Source organism: Nocardioides sp. S-1144 (assembly GCF_005954645.2).
GTDB classification, from domain to species: domain Bacteria; phylum Actinomycetota; class Actinomycetes; order Propionibacteriales; family Nocardioidaceae; genus Nocardioides; species Nocardioides dongxiaopingii.
Genome location: NZ_CP040695.2, coordinates 647,907 through 670,145, shown reverse-complemented (window position 1 = coordinate 670,145; position 22,239 = coordinate 647,907). Strand labels below are relative to the sequence as shown.

The window sequence follows — 22,239 nt, the reverse complement described above, 5'->3', positions numbered from 1 at the left end:
AGGCTAGTTGTCGTCGGCCCCGGATCGGACGCGACACGCACGCTCGAGCAGCAGCGACGTGACGACGACCAGGACGCCGGCCAGGCCCGCCAGGCCCGACCGGAGGATCCGCTCGTCGGCGAGCTCGGAGGGGTCGCCGACCCAGCTGGCGGCGTAGCCGAGGTAACCGCCGCCGACGAGACCGCCGACCAGGGCGCAGGCGCGCGCCAGCACGAGCCGGTTCACGGCGCGGTGCGGGGCGAGCCGCTCCCGGCGCACGTGCACGGCGCGGTGGGTCGACCACGCGGTCCCGGCGAGGATCGCGGCGACCAGCAGCAGTGCGAGCGGCTGGGCCCACGAGACGAGGGGCGGGGTGCCCCAGCGCTCGGTGACGGAGTGGACCAGCCACCCCAGGGCGAACCCGACGACCGCCCAGGTCGCGGGCACGTACGGCGGGGTCGGGCCCAGGCCGCGGTCCGCACCGGGGTCGTCGCCCGCGCGACCGGTGTCGCGGTCGGGCTCGTCGGGGCCGTCGTACAACGCGGCGCTACTCGACGTCGAGCGTGAGGTCCTCGCGCAGCGTGAGTCCCTCGACCCCGGTCTTGGCGAGCAGCTCGGCGATCGGCCCGTGACCGGGCAGCTCGGCGTCGGGCTCGAGGTCGTACCACGGCTTGAGGACGAAGGCCCGCTCGTGGGCGCGCGGGTGCGGCAGGCGCAGGGCGTCGGTGTCGCTGCGCCGGTCGCCGACGACGATGAGGTCGACGTCGAGGGTCCGCGGGGCGTTGTGGACGTCGCTGCGCTCGCGGTCGTAGGCGTCCTCGACGGCGAGCGCCCGGTCCATCAGACGGTTCGCGGCCAGGGTGGTGTCGGCCAGGAGGACGGCGTTGAGGTAGTTCTGGGCCTCGGGCGGGGAGTCGACCGGCTCGGTCTCGTAGACCGGCGAGACGCCGGTGACCCAGACGTCGGGGGTGTCGGCGATCGCGTCGACGGCGCCCTGGAGGCTGGCCAGCGACTCACCCAGGTTGGACCCCAGCGCGATGACGACCCGCCGGATCGGACGCATCTCCCCGGTGAGGGTGTCGGCGTCGATGATGTGCGGGTTGGGGGTCTCAGTCACGGTGGACCTCGCGCTCTCGGGTGATCGTCAACGTGACGTCGCGGAACGTCGCGTCGAGGGGGGCATCCGGCTTGTGTACGGTCACTCGCGCCCATTGAACACGGTCGTCCAAGAGGCAGACGTCCGCTATCCGCTGGGCGAGGGTCTCGATCAGGTCGACCGGATCTTTCTCCACGGCGGCTTGCACCGAGGCCCCGAGACTTCCGTAGTCGACGGTGTCACGCAAGTCGTCCGAGGCCGCCGCGGCCCGGGTGTCGACGCCGAGCACGAGGTCGATCACGAAGGACTGTCCGTCGCGTCGCTCGAACTCGAAGACACCGTGGTGCCCCCAGCACTCGAGCCCGAGGACGGCGATCTCGTCGAGCGGTCGCGTCGGGTTGCTCATCCGGTCCGTTCCCACACGCTCAGCACATCACGGGTGCCCCGGACGTCGTGCACCCGGATCCCCCAGACCCCCTTGCGGGCCAGCACGAGGGTGAGCGCGTGGCTCGCGACGTCGCGCTCGTCGACCGGTCGCGGCGTCCCGTCGGGTGCGGCGAGCAGGGTGCCGAGGAACGACTTGCGGCTGGCGCCGACCAGCAGCGGGAGGCCGAGGCCGGCCGGCCCGTCGGGCCGGTCGAGGCCGTCGACGAGCTCCCAGTTGTGGTCGCCGCGCTTGGCGAAGCCCAGGCCGGGGTCGAGCACGATCCGGTCGGCCGGGATGCCGGCGGCGCGGATCCCGGCCACCCGCTCGGCGAGCTCGCGGGCCACGGCGACCACGACGCCGCCGGGCTCGTCGTAGACCGCCAGGTCCTGCATCCGGTCGCTGTGGGCACGCCAGTGCATCGCGACGTACGTCGCGGTCGAGGCCGCCACGACGTCGAGGATCCGCGGGTCGGCGAGGCCGCCCGAGACGTCGTTGACGATCCGCGCGCCCGCCGCGAGCGCCGCCTCGGCGACCTCGGAGCGCATCGTGTCGACCGACACCGTCGCCCCGTCGCCGGCGAGGGCCTCGATCACCGGGACCACCCGGTCGAGCTCCTCGGACACCAGCGGGCGGGTCGCGCCGGGGCGGGTGGACTCCCCGCCGATGTCGAGGACGTCGGCGCCGTCGGCCAGCAGCCGGCGCCCGTGGGCGACCGCGGCCGGCCCGTCGGCGTACCGGCCGCCGTCGGAGAACGAGTCGGGGGTGACGTTCACGACTCCCATCACCACCGGACGCATGCGGCGACGATACCGACGCACCCGCCCGCGCCGTCGTCAGCCGTCGTCAGCCGTCGTCAGCCGTCGTCAGCCGTCGACCGCCCCGACGATCCGGGCCAGGACGTCGGCGCGGCCGGCACGGAGCAGACCGGACTTGTCGAGGCCGCCCGCGCCCCGCACCAGGGCGCGGAACCGGTCGAGGTCGGCGGCGGGAACCTCCCGCGGCCGGTACCGCGGCGCGTCGAGGTCGACCCGGACCAGCAGGCCCAGGTCGCGCAGCTCGGGGAAGGGGTCGCGGACGGTCTCGTCGTAGACCCGGGCGAGCGTCTCCTCGACGACGTCGGGCGGGGCGCCGCGGTCGAGCAGCGCGCGCACCTCGGTGGCGACGTGGCGACGCCCGGGCCGGATCGCCATCGTGTCGAGCCCGGCCTCGACCAGGTTGACCCACTTGCGCGCGAACTCCTGCGGCGAGGGCGACTCGAGGTGCAGCACCCGCAGCCACCCGGCCTCCAGCCCGTCGATGGCCACGCCGTCCGGCCCGAGCGGCTTGTGGACGGCGGCCCGGAGGTCGAGGGAGGGCCGCCAGCCGGACTTGCCGGTGAGGTGACCGCGGAAGTAGAGCGCGTTGGTCCGGGCCCGTGCGTGCCCGCGCTCGACGAGCAGGGCCCGCTCGGACGGCCCGAGCCGACGCTTGAACCAGCCGCCCTCGGCCTCGGCGTCCTCGTGGCTGACCGACTCGAGCACGCGCAGCAGCACGACCTCGTGGGAGGGGTCGAGCCGTTCGAGCCGGCGCCGGTTGGCGTGCACGACCTCGTCGGCGTCCACGTGGAACAGCCACGTCGCCCACGGGAACAGGGTGAGGACGACGTTCACGACGCCGGCGTTGCGGTTCTGCCGCCCGTTGAGCCCGGGCCGCTCCTCGGGACCCCACCAGCCGTCGTCCCACGCCTCGACGCACGTCACGTGCGGGTCGGCGGCGAACCGCTCGACGACCTCGGGCTGCTCGGCGTCGAGGAAGACGACGAGGTGGTCGACGCCGGCGAGCAGGTTGCGGCGCACGAAGCGCTCCAGGTTGGCGAGGGTGTCCTTCGCCGTCGTCACGACCACCAGCATCGGTCGGCCTCAGTCCTGCTGCACGACTCAGCCCCGCTGGATCAGGGCCATCGCCTCGGCCCGGGTGGCCGGGTCGGTGCGCATCGCGCCGCGGACCGCCGAGGTGATCGTGCGGGCACCGGCCTTGCGGACACCCCGCATCGTCATGCAGAGGTGCTCGGCCTCGATCACCACGATGACCCCGCGCGCGTCGAGGATGTCCATCAGCGCGTCGGAGATCTGGGTGGTCAGCCGCTCCTGCACCTGGGGACGCTTCGCGTAGACGTCGACGAGGCGGGCCAGCTTCGACAGGCCGGTGATCTTGCCGGACGCGGCCGGGATGTAGCCGACGTGGGCGACCCCGGTGAACGGCACCAGGTGGTGCTCGCACATCGACCAGAGCTCGATGTCGCGCACCAGCACCATCTCGTCGTGCCCGAGGTCGAAGGTCGTGCTGAGGACGTCCTCGGCGCTCTGCCGCAGCCCGGCGGTGAGCTCGGCGTAGGCCCGGGCCACCCGCGCCGGGGTCTCGTGCAGGCCCTCCCGGTCGGGGTCCTCGCCGATCGCGATCAGGAGCTCGCGGACGGCGGCCTCGGCACGGACGTGGTCGAAGTCGGGGATGTCCGCGGGGTCGCGCACGGCGCGGTCGATCGGGTCGGTCACGGCCGCGAACCTACCAGCGGCCCCCGCTAGGGTCGGGCCTCGTGACCGCACGCCCGACCTTCCTGCTCGGCCTCGGCGCGATGAAGGCGGGCACCACCTGGCTGCACGACCAGCTCGCCGCCTCCGACCAGGTCGTGACGGGCCACCGCAAGGAGCTCCACGTCCTCGACGTGGTCGACCTGCCCTCCGAGGCCTGGATGCGTGCCCGGATCGTGCAGCGCGCCCAGCGCGCCGGTCGCTCCCTGGCCGAGACCGGCCGGGCCGACGCGGCCGCGCTGCACCAGGCCGCGATGGTGGCCGACGTGTCGCTGTACCCGGGCTACTTCGCCGGGCTGCTCGCCGGCGGGGCCGCGCTCACCCTCGACATCACCCCGTCCTACGCCCTGCTCGACCGCACCCGGCTCGCCTGGGTGCGCTCGTCGTTCGCCGGGCTCGGCGTGCGGGCCGTGGCGGCGTTCCTCATGCGGGACCCGGTCGACCGCATCTGGTCCCACGTGCGGATGGTGCAGGGGCGCGCGCCCGAGAGCTACCCGCGCTCCAGCGAGCAGCACCTCCTCGAGCTCTTCGACCACCCCACCTACGAGGGCCGCACCCGCTACGAGCGCACGCTCGCCGAGCTGGCGGCGGCGTTCCCCGCCAGCGAGCGGCACGTCGGCTTCTACGAGTCGCTGTTCACGCAGCGGTCGATGGCCTCGATCGGCGCGCTGTGCGGCATCGAGGCGACCGCGGGGGCCTTCGACGTCCCGGCGAATGTCTCGCCCCGGTCGGCCCCCCTCGCGGAGAGCACCGTGCGGCGGGTGGCGCGGCACTACTCCGCGACGTACGACGCCGTCGCACGAGCCTGCCCGGAGGTCGACCTGCACGACCTGTGGCCGAGCGCCCGCCTGCTCTGAGCGCGACGCCGGGGCGGTCGCCGGCTGGCGACCGCCCCGGCGTCGTCCGGCCTCAGACCGGCGGGGTGGGCGGCTGCCCGCCGCCGAGCGTCGGGTCGTGGACGTCACCGCCGGGGCCCGGGGGCGTCACGACGACGCCGCCGCTCTCCGGCTTGGCGAGCAGCCCGTTGGCCGCGACGCGGTCACGGATGGCCTGCGGGATCTCGACCGGGGGCAGGGCCGACGGGTTGCGCGTCGGGGAGCCGGTCCAGGCCGGCCGCTCGGGACGGCGCCGCAGCGCGGTGAAGATCTCCGCGACCTGCGCCTTGTCGAGGGTCTCCTTGTCGAGCAGCGCGAGCACCAGGGCGTCGAGCACGTCGCGGTTCTCCTCGAGCGCGTCGAAGGCCTCCTGGTGGGCGGTGGTCAGCAGCTTGGTGACCTCGTCGTCGACGATCGCGGCGACGTCCTCGCTGTAGTCGCGGGAGTGGCCGAGGTCGCGGCCCAGGAACGGCTGGCTGTTGTCGCTACCGAGCTTGATCGCGCCGAGCCGCTCGGTCATGCCGTACTGGGTGACCATCGCGCGGGCCAGGCCGGTGGCCTTCTCGATGTCGTTGCCGGCGCCGGTGGTGGGGTCGTGGAAGATCATCTCCTCCGCCGCGCGCCCGCCGAGCATGTAGGCCAGCTTGTCGAGCAGCTCGGAGCGGGTCTGGGAGTACTTGTCCTCGTCGGGCAGCACCATCGTGTAGCCGAGGGCGCGCCCGCGCGGCAGGATCGTGATCTTGTGCACCGGGTCGGTGCCGGGCATCGCCGCGGCGACGAGGGCGTGGCCGCCCTCGTGGTAGGCCGTGACGAGCTTCTCCTTCTCGCTCATCAGGCGGGTGCGGCGCTGCGGGCCGGCGATGACGCGGTCGATCGCCTCGTCGAGCGCGGCGGCGTCGATCATCTTGGCCGAGTTGCGGGCCGTCAGCAGCGCGGCCTCGTTGAGCACGTTGGCCAGGTCGGCACCGCTGAAGCCGGGAGTGCGGCGCGCGACGTTCTGGAGGTCGATGTCGGGCGCGAGCGGCTTGCCGCGGGAGTGGACCTGGAGGATCTTGGTGCGGCCGGCGAGGTCGGGGGCGTCGACCTGGATCTGCCGGTCGAAGCGGCCCGGGCGCAGCAGCGCGGGGTCGAGCACGTCGGGGCGGTTGGTGGCCGCGATCAGGATGACGCCGCCGCGGACGTCGAAGCCGTCCATCTCGACCAGGAGCTGGTTGAGGGTCTGCTCGCGCTCGTCGTGGCCGCCGCCCATGCCGGTGCCGCGGTGCCGGCCGACGGCGTCGATCTCGTCGATGAAGACGATCGCCGGGGCGTTCTCCTTGGCCTGCTCGAACAGGTCGCGGACGCGGCTGGCGCCGACACCCACGAACATCTCGACGAAGTCGGAGCCGGAGATGGAGTAGAACGGCACGCCGGCCTCACCGGCGACGGCGCGGGCCAGCAGCGTCTTGCCGGTGCCGGGCTGTCCGTAGAGCAGGACGCCCTTGGGGATCTTGGCGCCGACGGCCTGGAACTTGGCCGGCTCCTGGAGGAACTCCTTGATCTCGCCGAGCTCCTCGATCGCCTCGTCGCAGCCCGCGACGTCGGCGAAGGTCGTCTTCGGCATGTCCTTGGAGATGAGCTTGGCCTTGGACTTGCCGAACTGCATGACGCCGCGGCCGCCGCCGCCCTGCACGCTGTTCATCAGCCACAGGAACAAGATGATGATGAGGACGAACGGGATCAGCGTGGCGAAGATGCTGGTGAGCAGGCTCGGCTGCGGGTTCTCCGAGGAGGACTTCTCCAGCTTGCCACCGGCGCTCTCGAGCTTGGAGTCGGCCAGCGCGATGATGCCTTGCTGCTGGCCCAGGACGTAGTGGGACTCGACCTTGGCGCCGGAGTCGCGCACCCCGCTCTGCAGGGTGGCCTGGATCTTCTGCTCACCGTCGATGAAGGAGATCTCCTTCACCTGGTCCTCGGCGAGGTACTTCTGCATCTGGGAGGTCGGGACCTCGTCGTACCCGCCCCCGGGCGCCAGGAACTGCAGGGCGAGGATGACGCCGAGGACGGCGACCGCGATCCAGACCCACGGGCCCTTGAAAATCCGCTTCACGACAACTCTTTCGCAGCTAGCACGCCGAACACACGACCGAACCGTCGACGGTACAGGGGCCGCCGAGTCAGGTTCATCCTCTCAGGTACCTGGTCGCGGGCCGCGCCGGTGGGTGCGCAGCGGGGCGGCCGCTCAGGAGTAGACGTGCGGCGCCAGGGTGCCGATGTCGCGCAGGTTGCGGTAGCGCTCCTGGTAGTCGAGGCCGTAGCCGACGACGAACTCGTTGGGGATGTCCCAGCCGACGTACTTCACGTCGACGGGCATCTGGAGCGCCTCGGGCTTGCGCAGCAGGGTGCAGATCTCGACGCTCGCGGGGTTGCGCGAGGTGAGGTTGGAGGTCAGCCAGCTCAGCGTCAGGCCGGTGTCGATGATCTCGTCGACGATGACGACGTGGCGTCCAGAGATGTCGGTGTCGAGGTCCTTGAGGATCCGGACGACGCCGCTGGACTTGGTGCCCGACCCGTAGGACGACACCGCCATCCAGTCCATCTCGACGTGCCGGGTGAAGGCCCGCGCCATGTCGGCCATCACCATCACCGCACCCCGGAGGATGCCGACGATGAGGAGCTCCTCGCCCTCGTAGTCGCGCTCGATGGCGGCGGCCAGCTCGCCCACCTTCTCGTGGATCTGGGCCTCGGTGAAGAGGACGTTGACGAGTTCGTCGTCGACGTGGGCTGCGTCCATGCTCCGACCCTAGGGGTCAGGTGGGTCGGAAGCCGAGCCGGGTGCGGTCGCGGAACGCCGTGACGTGCCCGGGCAGCTGGACCTGCCCGCGCACGTCGCCCGCGACCAGCGCGAGCAGCGCGGTCACGTGCACGTGGAACAGCTCCGACGCCGGGCTGCCGGCCGCCAGCGCGGCCAGCCGGACCACCCGCGAGCGGATCGCCAGCGGCTGCTCGGCGAGGGTCGGCACGTCGAGGCCGTCGTCGACGCGGGCCTCGAGGAAGGCGAGGTCGGCGAGGTCGTCGAGGGCCTCCATGTCGGGGCGCAGCTGCTCCGCGGTGCGGGCGAGCGTCTCGGCGACGCCGGGACCCAGCTCGCGCTCCAACATGGGCAGCACCGTGTGACGCACCCGGGACCGGGTGAAGCGCGGGTCGTCGTTGTGCGGGTCGCGCCAGAACTCGATGCCCTCGGCGGCGCAGGCCTGCTCGGTCCGGGCGCGGGTGATCCCGAGCAGCGGACGCCGGAAGACGTCGAAGGCGGGGCGCATGCCGGCCATCGAGCGTCCCCCGCTGCCACGGGCGAGCCCGAGCAGCACGGTCTCGGCCTGGTCGTCCAGGGTGTGGCCGAGCAGCACCGTGGTGCTGCCGACGCGCTCGGCGACCTGCTCGAGGACGGCGTAGCGCGCCTCCCGCGCGGCCGCCTCGATGCCGCGGCCGGTGCCCTCGACCCGTACGCGGGCGCTCAACGTCTCGTCCGCGCCGAGCGCGGCCATCTGCGCGACCACCCGGTCGGCGTGCTCCGCGGACCCGTCCTGGAGCCCGTGGTCGACGACGGCGCCGACCACCCGGCGTCCGAGCCGGGGGCACTCGAAGGCGGCCGCGGCCAGCAGGGCGAGGCTGTCGGCGCCGCCGGAGCAGGCGACCACGACGACGTCGCCGTCGGCCTGCCCGAGGCTGCGTCGCACGGCCAGGCGGACCGCCGCGACGGCCGGGTCGAGGCTCACACCGCACCGCCCTCGGGGTGGCTCACAGGACGCGGCTCACCCAGGCCTCCGGGTCGGAGAGCTCGGCCTTGGACGGGAGGTTCTCGGCGCGGTCCCACACGGCGTTGAACTCGGCCATGCCGACCTTGTCGACGATCGCCCGGACGAACTCGGCGCCGTCGCGGTACTGCGCCATCTTGGCGTCCAGGCCGAGCAGCCGGCGCAGCAGCCGGTCGAGGCTGCCCGCGCCCTTGCGGCGCTGGTTGAAGCGGCGCCGGATGGTGCCGACCGAGGGGATGACGGTGGGGCCGACGCCGTCCATGACGACGTCGGCGTGGCCCTCGAGCAGCGACATCATCCCGGTGACGCGGTCGAGGATGTCGCGCTGCTCGGGGGTGCTCATCAGGTCGACGATGCTCGCGCTGCCGAGCCGCTGCGGACCGCCCCGGATGGTCTCGGTGACCCGCTTGAACGTCTCGTCGACGCCGCTGGGGCTCACCGTCGCGGCCAGCGCCTGCACCTCGGAGAAGAGGTGCTCGCGCATCCACGGGACGGCGGTGAACTGCACCCGGTGGGTCTCCTCGTGCAGGCAGACCCACAGCCGGAAGTCGTGCGGGTCGACGTCGAGCTCGCGCTCGACGTGGACGATGTTGGGCGCGACGAGCAGCAGCCGCCCGTCGGGGGCGTGGAACGGGTCGAACTGGCCCAGCACCTTGCCGGCCAGGAAGCCGAGCAGGCCGCCGACCTCGACGCCGGTGACGCGGGAGCCGACGGCGACCGCGAGCCCCGACGGCGCCTTGCGCTCGGTGAGCCGGTCGACGAGCGGGCCCAGGAGGTGACCGAAGGCGTCGGCGTTGGCCTGGATCCAGCCGGGCCGGTCGACCACGAGGACCGGGGCGCCCCGCTCGGGGTCGTCGTGGACCGGCGTCTCGAGGCCGGTGAAGTCGCGGACGTAGGCCGTCGAGGCGTTCGCGCCGTCGCGGAGCTCGACCACGGCGTCCTCGGCCTCGGTGCGGCTGACCTCGGGGCCGTCGCCGGCGATCCGGCTCGCGACGCGGACGGCGAGGTCCCAGTCGACCATGGCGCGCGGGTCCGGGCCGCCGGGCTTCGTCATGCGCCGAACCTACCCGGGCACCCGAGCGGCCAGGAGACGGCCGGCCGGCGGCGCGGACCTGCGGGGCCCGAAAAATCGGAAGGACCCGCTGGCGGCCTGATCTCCCCCCAGAGACAGCCGAGCGGGTCCTTCACGTACCTGGCGTGTGCCGCGATCCCCCCAGGTGCGCGGCGCCACCACCGCTCACGACCCTACGAAGTGGACCTCTCGACTCGTTCCCACTGAGTCCACAAGTTCTCCAACGTTCAGTAACAGAGTCAGATTTGCCTGGACAGTTGCCGGGACTTGCCGCTAGGCGGCCACGAGGTGGTCTGGACCGGGGTCTCGGAGCCCCTCCTCGGGCCCCGACGGGCACCGGTCCCGACGCCGGTCCCGACGCCGGTCCCGACGCCGTGGGGCAGGGTCGGGGACGGGGTCGGAGGGTGGGTCAGAGGGAGGGTCAGGAGGCGCAGGCGCACGCGCCGAGGGCGGCGGCCGCGGCGTCCATGACCACCCGGGCGTCGAGCCCCTTCTCCAGCGACACCCGGTCGGCCATCAGCGCGAAGACGAGCACCGTGCCGTCCACGTCGGTCGCCAGGCCGGCCAGCGAGCTCACCGAGCTCAGGGTGCCGGTCTTGGCCCGGACCCGGCCGAGGCCGGCGGAGGGCCCCTCGGTCATCCGGTCGGTGAGCGACCCGGTGAAGCCGGCGACCGGGAGCCCGGTGACGACCGGCCTCAGGCCGGGGTGGTCGTCGGAGGCGGCAAGCCGCAGCACGTCGACGAGCACCGAGGGGTCGAGCCGGTTCTGCCGGGACAGGCCGCTGCCGTCGTACAGCTCGGAGGCGCCCAGGTCGACGCCGGCGCGGCGCAGGACCGTGCGGACGCCGGCCCGCCCGGCCTCGATCGACCCCTCCCCGCCGACGGCGACCCCGACGTGGCGCAGCAGCACCTCGCTGGCGTCGTTGTCGCTGACCTCGAGGGCCCGCTCGACGATCTGGCGCAGCGGCGGGCTGTCGATCGACGCGACCACGGGGGCACCGGCGAGGACGCCGCGCGTCGGTGCCCCGACGACGGTGACGCCGGCCGCGGCCAGGGCCTGGGCGAACGACGTCCCGGCCTCGAGCGCCGGGTCGGCGACCCGGCCCAGGCCGCTGCGCACGCGGCCCTGGTCGACCCAGAGCGCCGACGTCGGGGCGGCCTCGCCGGAGGAGACGTAGCCGTCCTCCCAGGTCGGGTTCTCGGCGGGACCGGTGAACGCCGAGTCGTCGACGACCAGCCGCACCCGCCGGCGTCCCTCGGCCCTCAGCGCCTCGGCGGTCGCCTGCGCGAGGGTCTCGAGGTCGGCGCGCACCGGGTAGGGCCAGGGGCTGCCGTCGAGCTCGGCGGGGCCGCGCTCCAGGTAGGGGTCGCCGCCGCCGACCAGCGCGACCCGGTTGCCGGAGGCGCGGACCTCGGTGGTGAACACGTGGTCCGGGCCCAGCGCGAGCAGCGCCGCCGTCGTGGTGACGACCTTCGTGGTGGACGCCGGCATCGCCGTCCCGCGGCCGGAGGTGAAGGCCGCGCGAGCGCCGGTCAGGGGTGCCACCTCGACCAGCAGGTGGCGACCGAGGTCGCGGTCGCGGAGGTAGGGCGCGAGCGCTGCCTCGACGGCGGCGGCGTCGACCCCGCCGCGCGGGGACCTCGCGGCGACCGGGGCGGGCGCGCCGACCTCGGGCACCTCGACGCCCGTCGGCGGGGCGACGGTCGCAGGGTCGGCCGGACCGGCGACCGCGTCGTCGGTGCCGCGGAAGCGGTCGAGGACGTCGTAGTGCCAGGCGGCGAGACCGCCGGCCACCAGGGCCAGGACCAGCACGAGCGCGAGGGTCCCGCGGACGGCGCCCCGGTCGGCTCCGCGGCCCCGTAGAGGGGTCGCCGGCCGACCGTGTCGTACGTCACTCCCGACCATCGAGGCCCCCTCCGCTGCGCGAACCGGGCCATTGTGCGCGAGACTGACCCGGCGGCGGCCATCGACGGGCCGATCACGACTGGACCGGAGGATGCACGTGCTGGAGTTCGACGTACTGGTGGAGATCCCCAAGGGTGAGCGCAACAAGTACGAGGTGGACCACGAGTCCGGCCGCATGCGGCTCGACCGGATGCTCTTCACCTCGACGCAGTACCCGACCGACTACGGGTACATCGAGCACACCCTCGGCCTCGACGGCGACCCACTCGACGCGATGGTGCTGCTCCAGGCGCCGACGTTCCCGGGCTGCCTGATCAAGTGCCGCGCGATCGGCATGTTCCGCATGACCGACGAGGCCGGCGGCGACGACAAGGTGCTGTGCGTGCCGGCGTCCGACCCGCGCCAGGAGCACATCCGCGACATCAACCACGTGCCGAAGTTCGACCGGCTCGAGATCCAGCACTTCTTCGAGGTCTACAAGGACCTCGAGCCCGGCAAGTCCGTCGAGGGCGCCGACTGGGTCGGTCGCACCGAGGCCGAGGCCGAGGTCCTCGCCTCCTTCGAGCGGCTCAAGGCCAACCCGCTCCCCCACTGACCTCCGGCGGTCCCGCCCGCGGGAGTTTCACCGCCTCAGCGGTGAAACTCACGCTCCTGTCGTGAAGCTTCACACCGGGAGCGTGGGTTTCATCAGCGCGTCGCTGCCCGGTTCGTGACGTCGCCAGCGCGGTTGTCCACAGGGGCTGCGCGACGGCTTTCGGCGACGTCCCGTTCGGCGCACAGTCGGTCGCATGATCCGCCCGCCGAGCCCGGCTGCCCATCTCTGGGACAACGACGGCCTCCTCCTGCGCCGCGACGCCGTGGTCTCCGGGATCGACGACAACGCGTTGGCACGACTCGTCCGGGGCGGTGTGCTCGTGCGGATCAGGCACGGCGCCTACTGCAGTCGCGATGTCTGGCGCGAGGCGGACGCCCGTGAACGGCACCGCCTCCTGTGCCGGGCCGTCATGCGCCTGTACGCCGACCACGTCGCGCTGTCGCACGCGAGCTCGTGCATCGTCCAAGGCGGGCCTGCGTGGGGCCTCGACCTCGCGAACGTCCACCTGACCCACCTCGCCGGTGGTGGCCGCCGTCAGAGCCGTGTGGTGCACCACGCCGGCTCGTGCCTCGTCGGCGACCTACGCCGGCAGGACGGTCACTGGCTCACCGTTCCCGCACGCGCCGTGTTCGAGACGGCCTGCACCGACGGGGTCGAGGCGGCCCTGGTGCAGGCCAACCACTTCCTCAACGCGGGCCTGACCACCCCGGACGAGATCGCCGCGGCGTACGAGGCGCAGACCCGGTGGCCGGGCTCGCTGCTGCACCACCCCGTCGCGCTCCTGGCCGACGGCCGGATCGAGTCTGTCGGGGAGACCCGGGCGCACTACGCCTTCTGGCAGCAGGGCTTGCCGAGGCCGACGCCCCAGTACGAGATCTTCCGGCCGAACGGCACCCTTGCGGCGCGGGTCGACTTCGCCTGGCCGGAGCACAGGGTCGTCGTGGAGTTCGACGGCGCGGAGAAGTACCACCGCTACCGCCGGCCGGGCGAGAGCATCGAACAGATGGTGATCCGGGAGAAGAACCGCGAGGACCTGGTCCGCGAGCTGACCGGGTGGACCGTCATCCGCATCACGTGGTCCGACCTCTCCCGCCCGATCGAGCTTGCTCGTCGCATCCGCCGGGCCTTCGCCCTGGCGCTGACCGCCTGACGGGCCTCACGAACGGACGGAACTCACGCTCACTGCACAAAACTTCATGACAGGAGCGGGAGTTTCACCGCCTCAGCGGTGAAACTCCTCGCGGGCCTCACCCCTTGACGCCGCGGAAGTACCCGATCGCACCGGACAGCTCGAGCACCGGGTCGCGGACGCCCTCGGCGCGGAGCCAGCCGAGCAGCTCGGGGCCGGTGCAGGACGGGCCGATCAGGCCGGCCAGCCGGCCGACCCGTCGCAGCGGCTCGTGCACGATCCCGGTGTCGTTGAGCACGGCGCTGCCGGTGAGGACGCCGCCGGGCCGCAGCACGCGGACCATCTCGACGACGGCGCGGGCCGGGTCGGGGAAGCAGTGCAGGCCGATGAAGGAGACGACCCGGTCGAAGGACGCGTCGTCGAAGGGCAGGTTGCCGACGTCGGCGAGCCGGGGCTCCACCTGGTCCTCCAGGCCGCGGCGCCGGGCGGAGTCCATGGTGCGCTCGAGCATCGCCGGGGCGATGTCGGCGGCGACGTAGTCGAGGCCCTGGCCGACGGTGACGCCGCGCAGCGCGACCCCGCCCCCGCACGGGACGTCGAGCACGCGGGTCCCGGCCGGCAGCAGGCTGAGCTCGCCGGCGGCGTCGTGCAGCCGGCGCAGGTCGCTGTGGATGCCGACCCGCCACAGCGCGCCCCCGGCGATCGGGTGCTCGACCGACCAGTCGTAGACGCTCGCCCACAGCGGGTCGTCGCTCCACGGACGCAGACCGGGCAGCCTCACGAGGCCCTCCCCCGGGTGCGCGGCAGGGCGCCGACGAAGGCGTCGAGCGCCCGCTCGACGTCGGCCAGGACGTCGTCGTCGGGGGCGCCGTCGCCGCGGCTCAGCCCGTGGTCGGCACCCTCGACCTCGAGGACGGTCACCGCGTCACCTAGCCCGGCGGCGACCTCGGTGTCGTGGAGGCCGTCGGCCAGACCCGCGACGACGAGCTGCGGCGCCGGGTTCGCGCGGATCCCCGCGGCACACGCCGCGTCGCGCAGGAGCGGGGTGAACCAGACGGCGGGCCAGCCGCGCCGGGCGACGTACGGGGCGGAGCGGGTCCCGAGCGACTTGGCGACGACGACGTCGGGCACGTGCGGCACCTCGCCGTCCAGCGCCTCCACGAGCCGGGCCTCGACCCACGCGTCGGCGTCGTCGGGGACGCCGTCGGGCAGCGACCACGAGACGGCGCGGACGTCGTGCCCGTGGCGCTCGAGCACGGTGGTGGCGAGCGCGAGCAGCGGCATCGTCGCGGGGTACGCGCGCCCGGGCAGGACGACGGCCGACATCAGGCCTCGCCGACCAGCGCCGGCGCCCGCAGCATCTCGGGCGGCACCCCCAGCCCGTCGACCAGGTCGCCGGCGAGCGGACGGAGCTTGCGGCACAGCGACGAGATCTCGCGGGTGATCGCCTTGCTGCGCTGGGCGGAGAGGCGGCCGTGCTCGAGGAACCAGGCGCGGTCGGCCTCGATGCCGGTGAGCGCGTGCAGGTCGCAGAGCAGGTTGAGGGCGACCTTGAGGTCCCCCTCGGGCAGGGCGCGCATCTTCTCGACGTAGGCCTCGAGCACCAGCCGCTCCATGTGGGCGCGGGCGGCGGCGATGACGTGGTCCTGGACCCGGGAGAAGACCGCGCCCGGGTTCATCCCGCGGTCGATGCCGCGCTTGAGCCGGCGCGCGACGGCGGCCAGGGTGTGCTCCTCGCGGTAGCGGTACATGGCGAGCTGGTAGTCGGGGTCGAGCAGGCCGGCGTCCTGGTCCCACTCGTCGCCGGGCAGGACGTCCCTGATGCGCTCCAGCCAGGCGTGGACCCCGGTCCGCTCGATCACGGTCCCGACCGACAGCGCCGCGACGAACCGGACCATCCCGAACTGGTCCATCTCCTCGAACTCGCTGGCGTAGTCGGTCAGCAGCCCCTTGGCGACCAGCTGCAGCAGGACGTGGTTGTCGCCCTCGAACGTGGTGAACACGTCGGTGTCGGCCTTGAGGGCCGCGAACCGGTTGACCGCCAGGTAGCCGGCGCCGCCGCACGCCTCCCGGCACTCCTGGATGGTGCGGGTGGCGTGCCAGGTGCCGAGCGCCTTGGTACCGGCGGCGCGCGACTCGAGGCGGCGTCGCGCCAGGTCGACCTCGCCCGGACCGGCGTCGGCGTCCAGGACGCCGGAGAAGACGTCGTGCACCTGGCCGGCCACGACCTCCTGGGCGAAGTGCAGCGCGTAGGTGCGCGCGAGCAGCGGGAGGAGCCGGCGCTGGTGCAGGCCGTAGTCGAGGAGCAGCTCCTCCTCGGCCTCGCTGCCGGCCTCGAACTGACGACGTCGCAGGGCGTACCTGACCGCGATCGCGATCGCCACCTTCGAGGCGTTGATCCCGGCGCCGCCGACGCAGACCCGCCCCTGCACGAGGGTGCCGAGCATGGTGAAGAAGCGCTTGTTGGGGTTCTCGATCTCGCTCACGTAGTCGCCGTCCGCGGTGACGTCGGCGAACCGGTTGAGCAGCGCCTCGCGCGGCACCCGCACCTCGGAGAACCAGAGCCTGCCGTTGTCGACGCCGTTGAGGCCCATCTTGAGCCCGTCGTCCTCGATCCGCACCCCGGGCGCCGGGCGGCCGTCGACCCGGATGGGGACGACGAACGCGTGCACCCCGCGCGACTCGCCCCCGACCACGAGCTGGGCGAAGACCACGGCCAGCTCGCCGTGGACGGCGGCGTTGCCGATGTAGTCCTTGCTGGCGTCGTCGCGGGTCGTGGTGATCACGAACTCCTCGGTGCCGGCGTCGTAGGTGGCCACGGTGCCGAGCGCCTGGACGTTCGAGCCGTGCCCGGTCTCGGTCATCGCGAAGCAGCCCATCAGGCGACCCGAGACGATGTCGGCGAGGTAGCGCTCGTGGTGCCGGGCGGTGCCGAGCTGCAGCACCGCGCCCCCGAAGAGGCCGAACTGCACCCCCACCTTGACCAGCACCGACAGGTCGCCGAGCGCCAGCGTCTCGAACGCCGCCAGCGACGCGCCGATGTCGCCGCCGCCGCCGTACTCGGTCGGGAAGCCCATCGCGGTCTGGCCGGTCGCGGCCATCTCGACGACGACGTCGCGGACCCGCTCACGGAAGGCCTCGGTCGTCATCTCCTCGGCGTCGACGAGCACCTGGGCGTGCTCGACGAGCTGGGAGCGCACCAGCGCCCGGACCCCGGCGTGGCGACCGTCCAGGAGCGCGGTGAGCGCGGGGACGTCGACGTGCGGCTGCCGATAGCCGGGCCGGTCGTCGTTCGCGGGAGGAGCAGCAGCATCGGTCGTCGCCATGGCGCCAGGCTACCGACCAGTAGGGGAAGCCGTCAGCCTCCTGACGGGCGGTCGGGCCCTGCTCACCAACGGGTCGACGGGCCGGCCTGGCGACTCACGGTCGGGCGCGGAAGTTCGGGGTGATCCAGTAGTACATCGACTCCTCCACGACCGGGCGCCCGGCGCGAGGGGCGTGGATCATCATCCCGTCGCCGACGTACAGCGCGACGTGGTAGATCGAGGAGGGGCTGCTGGAGGAGCCCCAGAACAGCAGGTCACCGGGCCGCAGGTCGGACGACGCCACCGGGGTCGCCTGCTCGTACTGCGCGACGGAGTAGTGCGGCAGCGAGACGCCACCGGCGGCCCAGGCCTGCATGGTCAGCCCGGAGCAGTCCCAGGCGCCGGGCCCGGCGGCGGCCCACACGTAGGGCTCGCCGAGCTGGGCGCGGGCGAAGGCGATGGCCGCCTGGGCGCCGCCGTTCGGGGCGGGAGCGGGAGCGGGTGCAGGGGCGGGCGCCGGGTCGGGCGCGGGCTCCGGGTCGGGCGCCGGGTCGGGCGCGGGGGCGGGCTCGGGGTCGGCGGCGGGCTCGGGGTCGGCGGCGGGCTCGGGGTCCGGGGACGCCGGCGGTGCAGCCTCCTCGGGCTCGGCCGCCGCGGCCGCAGCCGCCGCGGCCTGCTGGGCGCGACGCTCCTCGCGACGCTCCCGCTCGGCCTCTGCGGCAGCCGCCTCGGCGGCCCGCTGCTCGAGGCCGGCCTGGCGGCGTTCGGCGATGGCGACGCTGACGCCCTGCAGGCGGGCGAGCTCGTCGAGCAGGGCGGCCTTGCGCACGGCGACCGCCTGGGCCTGCGCGGCGGCGTCGTCCTGGGCCGCCTGCGCCTCGGCCTGGGCCTCGCGCGACCTGGTCAGCGCGGCCTCGGCGTCCTGCTCGGCCTGCTCGGCGTCGTCGGCGGCGAGCGCGGCGTCGTCCTGGGCCGCCAGCAGGCCGTCCTGCTGGGCCTGCAGGGCCTGCGCGCCGAGCCGGGCGGTGCTGAGCCGATCGAGCAGGCTCTCGACCCCCTCGGCCTCGGTGACGGCCGACAGGGCGGCGAGGTCGGAGCCGTTCGTGTAGCGCGAGACGACGGCGCGGCCGTAGACCACCCGCAGCCGCTCGACCTCGGCGTCCGCGGCGACCTGGGCGGTGCGGGCGGCGTCCGCGGCGTCGCGGGCCAGACCGGCCTCGTAGCGCGCCCCGTTAAAGGCCTCGGCGGCCTGCGCGGCCCGCACCGACGCGCGCTCGACCTCGGCGTTCGCGGCGGCCAGGTCGGCCTGCACCGCGGCGACGTCGCGTGCTCCCGCTGCGGCGGCGTCCTGCGCCTCCTGCACCTGCTGCCGGGTCGGGACCGGCACGTCGTCGGCGGCGGCCGACGTCCCGGCCAGGCCCCCGCAGACGAGGACGCCGATGACGGCACAGGCAGCAACGGAACGGGCTCGGGGGAGCAACTCGAGTCTCACGAGTCACAACTTCAACAGAAGTCTCCGAAAGTCACAAGAGTTACGGCGTGTCGGCTTGACAAACTACACCCTTGTAATTCGTCCGGGCGCGCCGGGGCGCCGGGATTTCCCCGGCCGGCCGGGGAAGTCTGAACTTGTCGGGCGATATCCCGGCCGACAAGTTCAGGGATCCCCGGTCGACCGGGGAAACCTCGGCCCCGGACCCGAGGCCCGGGTCAGCGGGCGGCGTCCTCGGAGGGGACGACGGCGGCGGGGGTGGCGGGGGTGGCGTCGTCGTCGCGACGGCGGAGGTGGCGGTCGAAGCGCTGGCCGGTCGCGAGGCCGCCGAGGTAGAACGAGACCATCGCGAGCGTGATGCCGGCGACGTCGTCGGCGAGGTAGTGCCAGCCGAAGTAGACGGTGGCGATCACGGTGAGACCGAAGTTGACCCAGAAGATCCGCTTGATGACGACGCTGCGCACCGTGTACTGGACCATCAGCGCCCACAGCAGGGTGATGCCGCAGTGCAGGCTGGCGAACCCGGCGACCGAGTTCACGATGCCCTCCACGCCCTGCCCGTCGTAGCCGCCGTAGAGGAAGAGGTCGCGGGACCGGTCGAGCGAGCGGATCAGGTCGGTGGTGCCGGTGTGGGCCAGGTCGGTGTAGCCCGGCACGTAGTGGAAGACCGGGCCGAGGGTGGGCAGCGCGTAGTACGTCGCGGTGCCGATCGACCAGGCCAGGCACTGCGAGGTCACGAACCAGTAGCCGAAGGCCAGGTTGCGCGACCACACGATCCACGCCATCACCGCCAGCGGCACCATGGCCACGAAGAGCAGGTAGATCGTCGACAGCACGTGGGCGGTGACGGTGGTGCCGAGCAGGTCGTGCAGCACCGGCCCGGGCTGGTGGCCGAAGAACAGCGCCCGGTCGACGGCGTTCAGCTCGCGGTCGAACATGTCGTCGGGGTTGTCGAAGGAGCGGACGAACGGCAGCGCCGACTTCAGGTTGCGGTAGCTGACGTAGGTCACGTAGAAGCAGACGACGCCGAGGAAGACCAGCAGTCCCCGCTCGCGCGTCCAGTGCGTGCGCCAGCGCTCGCGGACGACGGGCAGCATCGCCGAGCGCCGCAGCCGGGAGTGCCACAGCATCCGCGGCACGAGGTCGAGCACGACGGTGATGCTGAGCAGCAGCGGGAGCCGGATCCACGAGGGCCCGAGGAAGGACCCCTCGGGGTCGAGCAGCGGCTGGTCGTAGCGCAGCGAGACGACCAGCGCCAGCGTGCCCATGGTCGCGGCGATGCCGACCAGGACGACGTAGGCGCGATACACCCCAGCATCCTAGGGAAAGTCGGTCCTCATCCGCCGATCGGCGCCAGCCGGGCCGGCTCGACCGCCAGGGCCACCCGGTCCCCCGGCGCCGTCGGGGCACCCGGCGTCGCGACCGCGTCGACCTCGCCGACCCCGTCGACGTCGACGACGAGGCGCACCTGGTCGGGCGTGGCCCGCGTGGAGCGGACGACGCCCACGAGCCCCCCGCCCGGGCCGGCCACCGTCAGCGCCGAGCGACGCACCGCGACGGACGGCGACGCCGGCAGCCCGGCGGCCCGCAGCACCGTCGCCGCGGCGGCGCCGTCGAGCACCCGGGCGTAGCCGAGGAACAGCGCCGTCCCGGCGTCGGCCGGGGCGGCCCAGACGTCGGCGATGTCGCCCTGCTGCACGATCACCCCGTCGCGCATCACCACGAGGCGGTCGGCCAGCGCGAAGGCCTCCTCCTGGTCGTGGGTGACCACGAGGGTCGTGGTGCCGGCGGCGCGCAGGATCCGGTCGAGGTCGCCGGCGAGCCGCTCGCGCAGCCCGGCGTCGAGGGCCGAGAGCGGCTCGTCGAGCAGCAGCAGCCGGGGGTCGGCGGCGAGCGAGCGGGCCAGCGCGACCCGCTGCCGCTCCCCGCCGGAGAGGGTGCCGGGCAACCGGTCGGCGTACCCCTCGAGCCCGACGAGGCCGAGGAGCTCGGCGACCCGCGCGGCGGTGTCCGGGCTGCGGCGCAACCGCAGGGCGTAGCCCACGTTGCGCGCCACGGTGAGGTGGCCGAAGAGCTGGCCGTCCTGGAACATCATCGCGAAGCGCCGCCTGTGCGTCGGGACGCCGGCGAGGTCGACGCCGTCCCACGCGATCGTGCCGGACGTCGGCGGCTCGAGCCCGGCGACGGCGCGCAGCAGCGTCGACTTGCCGCACCCGGACGGACCGAGCACGGCCACGACGCTCCCGTCGGGGACGACGAGGCTGGCGTCGCGGACGGCGTCGGTGCCGTCGTAGGCGACGGTGAGGTGGTCGAGGGTGAGCACGGGCTCTCCTACCAGGATCCGAGGGCGGGGACGCGGAGCCGCTCGACGGCGAGCAGCACCAGCGCCGTGGTGGCCGCCAGCACGACGCTGGCGGCCAGCGCCGTGCCGTAGCTGAGCTCGCCGGGCCGGCCGATCAGCCGGAAGATGACGATCGGCAGCGTGGGGTGGTCCTCGCGGGCGAGGAACGACGTCGCGCCGAACTCGCCCAGCGAGACCGCGAACGCGAACCCCGCCGCCGCCAGCAGCGGCTTCCACACCACCGGCAGGTCGACGGTGGCCAGGCTCCGCAGCGCGCCGGCGCCGAGGGAGGCGGCGGCCTGCCGCTGCCGGTCGTCGATGCCGTTGAGCACCGGCACCAGCGTGCGGACGACGAGCGGCAGCGCGACCAGGGCCTGGGCGATCGGCACCAGCAGGGCCGAGTCGCGCAGGTCGAGCGGCGGCTCGTCGAGGGTGATGAGGAACCCGAAGCCGAGGGTGACCGCCGAGACCCCGAGCGGGAGCATGAAGAAACCGTCGAGGACGCCGCGCAGCCGGCGCTCGGCCCGGCTCCGCGAGCGGCGGGTGACGACCACGGCGACGAGCGTCCCGAGCAGCAGCGACATCCAGGTCGCGTCCACCGCGACCCGCAGGGAGTTGCCCAGGGCCTCGGTGACCGGCGCGACCAGGGTCGCGCCGCCGCCCGCGGGGTCCGTGGCGCCGTCGCCGGCGAGCGCGCGGTAGAAGCGCAGCGTCCAGCCGCGGTCGTCGCGCAGGCTGCCGAGCACGAGGGTGACGATCGGCGTCGCGACGGCCACCAGGAGCAGCCCCGTCGCCACGAGGGCCGGGACGTCGCCACGACGGACCCCGCGCGGCCGGGCGGCGGAGGCGTGGCGGGCCACCGTCGGGTCGGGCACCCGCCGCGCGCGGCCGGCGACGAGCAGCAGGCCGACCACCACGACGAGCTGCACGATCGACAGCGCCGCCGCGGCCGGCAGGTCGAGCAGGTCGGTCGTGAGCAGGTAGATCTCGGTCTCCACCGAGGAGTAGCGGGTGCCGCCCAGGGTGAGGACGACGCCGAACGCCGTCGCGCAGAACAGGAACACCACGCTCGCCGCCGACACCACCGCCGGGCGCAGCGCCGGCAGCGTGACGGTGCGGAACACCGTCACCGGGCTCGCGCCCAGCGCGGCCGCCGCCTCGGCCGGACGTCGGTCGAGGCCCTCCCACGCCGACCCGACCGTGCGGATCACGACGGCGACGTTGAAGAAGACCAGGGCGGTCACGATGCCGGCAGGCGTCCCGTCGAGGCCCAGGACGCCGAGCGGGCCGCCGTCGCGCAGCAGCTGGCGGAACGCGACGCCGACGACGACCGTCGGCAGCACGAACGGCACCAGCAGCAGCCCCCGCACCAGTCCCCGCAGCGGGAACCTCGGCCGGTACAGCGCGTAGGCCGCCGGCAGCCCCAGCACGACGGCGAGCACCGTCGCGACCGTCGAGGACCACAGGGTGAACCACAGCACCCGGTGCACCCGCGGCCGGGCCAGCACGTCGAGCACCGCCCCGGGGTCGAAGCCGCCGTCGGGCCAGAAGCCGCGCTCGAGCATGCCGGCGACCGGCAGCACGAAGAAGACCGTCAGGACGCCGACCGGCAGCGCCGCCAGCCCCAGCAGGGCGGCGGTGCGGCCGGTCGACGTGCGGGTCAT

General features: G+C 73.8%; 21 protein-coding genes. 3 read left to right on the top strand and 18 right to left on the bottom strand.

Annotation, left to right across the window (positions count from 1 at the left end):
• Positions 1-3: 3 nt before the first annotated feature.
• From FE634_RS03135 to folE, 6 genes are all read right to left on the bottom strand, one after another.
• On the bottom strand, positions 4-519 hold the full coding sequence (locus FE634_RS03135) for a DUF3180 domain-containing protein (RefSeq protein WP_262347560.1): 516 nt from the start codon (positions 517-519) through the stop codon (positions 4-6).
• 7 nt (positions 520-526) lie between these two features.
• Positions 527-1,096, bottom strand: a complete 570-nt coding sequence (gene folK, locus FE634_RS03130) for a 2-amino-4-hydroxy-6-hydroxymethyldihydropteridine diphosphokinase (RefSeq protein ID WP_170981608.1) — start codon at positions 1,094-1,096, stop codon at positions 527-529.
• Positions 1,089-1,481, bottom strand: a complete 393-nt coding sequence (folB, locus tag FE634_RS03125; RefSeq protein ID WP_137294282.1) for a dihydroneopterin aldolase — start codon at positions 1,479-1,481, stop codon at positions 1,089-1,091. The genes folK and folB overlap by 8 nt, the downstream gene beginning before the upstream one ends.
• On the bottom strand, positions 1,478-2,299 hold the full coding sequence (gene folP, locus FE634_RS03120) for a dihydropteroate synthase (RefSeq protein ID WP_138875060.1): 822 nt from the start codon (positions 2,297-2,299) through the stop codon (positions 1,478-1,480). The genes folB and folP overlap by 4 nt, the downstream gene beginning before the upstream one ends.
• A 66-nt stretch (positions 2,300-2,365) precedes the next feature.
• The gene (locus tag FE634_RS03115; RefSeq protein WP_187366811.1) at positions 2,366-3,379 is read right to left on the bottom strand and encodes a glycosyltransferase family 2 protein; all 1,014 of its coding nucleotides are present in this window, start codon (positions 3,377-3,379) and stop codon (positions 2,366-2,368) included.
• A gap of 39 nt (positions 3,380-3,418) precedes the next feature.
• Entirely contained in the window at positions 3,419-4,033 is a 615-nt protein-coding gene (folE, locus tag FE634_RS03110; protein WP_170981606.1) for a GTP cyclohydrolase I FolE, read from the bottom strand.
• 41 nt (positions 4,034-4,074) lie between these two features.
• Between folE and FE634_RS03105 the strand changes: the two genes are divergently transcribed.
• Complete coding sequence (locus FE634_RS03105) at positions 4,075-4,926, top strand: hypothetical protein (RefSeq protein WP_148240346.1); 852 nt, start codon at positions 4,075-4,077, stop codon at positions 4,924-4,926.
• 52 nt (positions 4,927-4,978) lie between these two features.
• On the opposite strand, the gene ftsH is transcribed toward FE634_RS03105, so the two are convergent.
• The 5 genes from ftsH to dacB form a co-directional block, all read right to left on the bottom strand.
• Complete coding sequence (gene ftsH, locus FE634_RS03100; RefSeq protein ID WP_138875056.1) at positions 4,979-7,033, bottom strand: ATP-dependent zinc metalloprotease FtsH; 2,055 nt, start codon at positions 7,031-7,033, stop codon at positions 4,979-4,981.
• Positions 7,034-7,165: 132 nt separating this feature from the next.
• Entirely contained in the window at positions 7,166-7,717 is a 552-nt protein-coding gene (gene hpt, locus FE634_RS03095) for a hypoxanthine phosphoribosyltransferase (protein ID WP_137294277.1), read from the bottom strand.
• Between the two features lie 16 nt (positions 7,718-7,733).
• The gene (tilS, locus tag FE634_RS03090; RefSeq protein ID WP_137294276.1) at positions 7,734-8,699 is read right to left on the bottom strand and encodes a tRNA lysidine(34) synthetase TilS; all 966 of its coding nucleotides are present in this window, start codon (positions 8,697-8,699) and stop codon (positions 7,734-7,736) included.
• A 22-nt stretch (positions 8,700-8,721) separates the two neighbouring features.
• On the bottom strand, positions 8,722-9,792 hold the full coding sequence (locus FE634_RS03085) for a zinc-dependent metalloprotease (RefSeq protein ID WP_246060760.1): 1,071 nt from the start codon (positions 9,790-9,792) through the stop codon (positions 8,722-8,724).
• A gap of 439 nt (positions 9,793-10,231) precedes the next feature.
• A complete protein-coding gene (dacB, locus tag FE634_RS03080; RefSeq protein WP_187366810.1) occupies positions 10,232-11,623 on the bottom strand; it encodes a D-alanyl-D-alanine carboxypeptidase/D-alanyl-D-alanine endopeptidase in 1,392 nt (463 codons plus the stop codon).
• Positions 11,624-11,807: 184 nt separating this feature from the next.
• On the opposite strand from dacB, the gene FE634_RS03075 reads away from it, so the two are divergent.
• Positions 11,808-12,311, top strand: a complete 504-nt coding sequence (locus tag FE634_RS03075; RefSeq protein WP_425464719.1) for an inorganic diphosphatase — start codon at positions 11,808-11,810, stop codon at positions 12,309-12,311.
• Positions 12,312-12,504: 193 nt separating this feature from the next.
• Entirely contained in the window at positions 12,505-13,461 is a 957-nt protein-coding gene (locus tag FE634_RS03070; protein ID WP_138875053.1) for a type IV toxin-antitoxin system AbiEi family antitoxin domain-containing protein, read from the top strand.
• Between the two features lie 97 nt (positions 13,462-13,558).
• Here the strand turns inward: FE634_RS03070 and FE634_RS03065 are convergent, their stop codons facing one another.
• The 7 genes from FE634_RS03065 to FE634_RS03035 form a co-directional block, all read right to left on the bottom strand.
• Entirely contained in the window at positions 13,559-14,221 is a 663-nt protein-coding gene (locus tag FE634_RS03065; RefSeq protein ID WP_138875052.1) for a class I SAM-dependent methyltransferase, read from the bottom strand.
• Positions 14,218-14,766, bottom strand: a complete 549-nt coding sequence (locus FE634_RS03060; RefSeq protein ID WP_138875051.1) for an alpha/beta hydrolase — start codon at positions 14,764-14,766, stop codon at positions 14,218-14,220. The genes FE634_RS03065 and FE634_RS03060 overlap by 4 nt, the downstream gene beginning before the upstream one ends.
• Positions 14,766-16,766, bottom strand: a complete 2,001-nt coding sequence (locus tag FE634_RS03055) for an acyl-CoA dehydrogenase family protein (protein ID WP_138875050.1) — start codon at positions 16,764-16,766, stop codon at positions 14,766-14,768. The genes FE634_RS03060 and FE634_RS03055 overlap by 1 nt, the downstream gene beginning before the upstream one ends.
• 94 nt (positions 16,767-16,860) lie before the next feature.
• Complete coding sequence (locus FE634_RS03050) at positions 16,861-18,237, bottom strand: C40 family peptidase (RefSeq protein WP_138875049.1); 1,377 nt, start codon at positions 18,235-18,237, stop codon at positions 16,861-16,863.
• A gap of 215 nt (positions 18,238-18,452) precedes the next feature.
• Positions 18,453-19,544 (bottom strand): phosphatase PAP2 family protein, encoded by a 1,092-nt coding sequence (locus FE634_RS03045; protein WP_262347558.1) that lies wholly within the window; start codon positions 19,542-19,544, stop codon positions 18,453-18,455.
• A gap of 26 nt (positions 19,545-19,570) precedes the next feature.
• Complete coding sequence (locus FE634_RS03040; RefSeq protein WP_137294269.1) at positions 19,571-20,557, bottom strand: ABC transporter ATP-binding protein; 987 nt, start codon at positions 20,555-20,557, stop codon at positions 19,571-19,573.
• Positions 20,558-20,565: 8 nt separating this feature from the next.
• Positions 20,566-22,239, bottom strand: coding sequence for an ABC transporter permease (locus FE634_RS03035; RefSeq protein WP_138875047.1), 1,674 nt, complete (start codon positions 22,237-22,239; stop codon positions 20,566-20,568).